This is a genomic window from Citrobacter sp. wls717, from assembly GCF_005280955.1.
Taxonomy (GTDB): Bacteria; Pseudomonadota; Gammaproteobacteria; order Enterobacterales; family Enterobacteriaceae; genus Citrobacter; species Citrobacter werkmanii.
This window is the reverse complement of record NZ_SZWW01000040.1, coordinates 1-1,820: the sequence shown is the minus strand read 5'-3', so window position 1 is coordinate 1,820 and position 1,820 is coordinate 1. Positions and strand designations below refer to the sequence as shown.

Annotated in this window: 3 protein-coding genes and 1 pseudogene; 2 read left to right on the top strand and 2 right to left on the bottom strand. The window is 48.3% G+C overall.

From position 1 onward, the window contains the following. Together FDX09_RS19460 and FDX09_RS19455 are read left to right on the top strand one after the other, a co-directional pair. Positions 1-494, top strand: a 494-nt coding sequence (locus tag FDX09_RS19460; RefSeq protein ID WP_170973254.1) for a phage tail protein, incomplete at its 5' end; no start/stop codon positions are given. Continuing rightward, positions 494-1,096 carry a tail fiber assembly protein gene (locus tag FDX09_RS19455; protein WP_137347733.1) on the top strand — a complete coding sequence of 201 codons (603 nt, stop codon included), beginning with the start codon at positions 494-496 and terminating at the stop codon, positions 1,094-1,096. The genes FDX09_RS19460 and FDX09_RS19455, both read left to right, overlap by 1 nt. Here FDX09_RS19455 and FDX09_RS19450 read toward each other — a convergent pair. Both FDX09_RS19450 and FDX09_RS23805 read right to left on the bottom strand, forming a co-directional pair. Next, on the bottom strand, positions 1,068-1,508 hold the full coding sequence (locus tag FDX09_RS19450) for a tail fiber assembly protein (RefSeq protein WP_137347732.1): 441 nt from the start codon (positions 1,506-1,508) through the stop codon (positions 1,068-1,070). The genes FDX09_RS19455 and FDX09_RS19450 overlap by 29 nt on opposite strands. A 1-nt stretch (position 1,509) precedes the next feature. Next, positions 1,510-1,820: pseudogene (locus tag FDX09_RS23805) on the bottom strand (phage tail protein); the annotation flags it as partial.

Below are 1,820 nucleotides of genomic sequence, written 5' to 3'. Positions count from 1 at the left end.
TTCGATTGGGAGAAGGCTCTGCACTGCCCGTTGGTGTGCCGGTGCCATGGCCCCTCCCGAATCCACCGGAAGGCTGGCTGAAATATAACGGCGCGCCCTTTGATAAAAATATATATCCGAAATTAGGTGCCATTTATCCTGGTGGAGTACTACCGGATTTACGCGGTGAGTTTATTCGAGGCTGGGATGATGAGCGCGGAGTAGATTCGGGGCGTAGCCTGCTGTCAGCTCAGGGTGATGCAATAAGGAATATTACTGGCGGGTTTCAGGGACGAAATGCTGCTACATCAGCAAGACTTTTTAATGCCGGGACAACAGGGGCTTTCCGTACTGACGGTGAGTTTGGTTCATACGCTGCCGTAGCTGATACGTCAATCGGGGCGACAGATGACAGATTAGCCTCCCTTTGGTTTGATGCATCCAGGGCTGTACCCACTGCTGTTGAAAATAGGCCGAGAAACGTATCATTTAACTATATCGTGAGGGCGGCATAATGATGCAGGCGAAATTAAACAATGAACTTATTGCCACGGTGGCCGGTGATATTACTGTATTTAGCTACGATGGCGAGACGCGTGAATATCTGTCTTCATCCGTTGAGTATCTGGCTGTGGGGGTTGGTATTCCTGCAAATTCCTGCATTGACGCCCCGGGCGAAAGTAAAGTGGGTTTTGCTATATGCCGTACAGCAGATTTTATCGCCTGGGAATACGTCGCTGATCATCGTGGTGAAACGGTGTACAGCACTGAAACCGGCACCGCTATGGTGATTTCATCCCTCGGAAACTACCCGGAAAATACCACCACTCTGGCAACGGTTACACCACATGATAAATGGAATGGCTCAGCGTGGGTTACTGATACTGATATTAAAACCGCCGCAGCAATAGCCATGGCAGAGAATGAGCGCCAGCGCCTGCTGGCACATGCAGATGCAATCCTGCTCGACTGGCGAACTGAGTTGATGTTGGGTGAAATCAGCGACGCCAACAGGGCTAAACTGTCGGCGTGGCTGGCCTATAAAAATGAAGTTAAGTCAGCTGATGTGACAGCCGACCCTGAGCATGTTAACTGGCCTGTTCCCCCGGAGGCGTAGGCCATTCGATATCCGGCGCACTGGAGGTGTCTACCGCTTCCAGCGCATCCAGATAATCCAGCCACAGATTGTATTGCGTTAACCCGTCTCCTTTCAGCCTGTCAATCGCTGCCTTACCAGGCCACTGTTTACCGTTCATGTAATTATTGGCTGAATCTATTCTTTTTTGCTTCTCCACATCAGCGGCGGCGATTAATTCTTCTCGTGTAGGCGGAGGAATATCACCCCATGATGGCATGTTATTTAAAGTTATAAGTTGCTTACCTGTAGGTGGAGTGCCGGAAAACTCATAATAAATGCTGTCACTAACGTTAATGGCATCATGTGGCCAACGATTATTATCAACATAATCAGCCCGCCACTCGATGGCATAAAAACGGGACTCTGATGGGCTGAATACAAAACGATTCATATTAATATCCTATAGCTAAAAACATGGCTTCTGAGGTGTTTGTATCTACAGCAATATTCATCATGACCTGAGCGGTAAAACCTGTATTGCTTACCCACTCGCATGAGTTAGTTATCTGTACCCATGTTGATTTGGTAGAAAAAACGCCCCAGCAATTAACAGGGAACGGGACAGGGAAAGTCACTGGCACAGTATTTATTACACCGACAGTAGTCTGATTTGCGAGTGTTCGGCGAAACACCTGAATCTTAAGACCATCAGGGCCTGTAAATAACAAATTATCGGTGTACTGCCCGCTTGCTCTTAAACCAA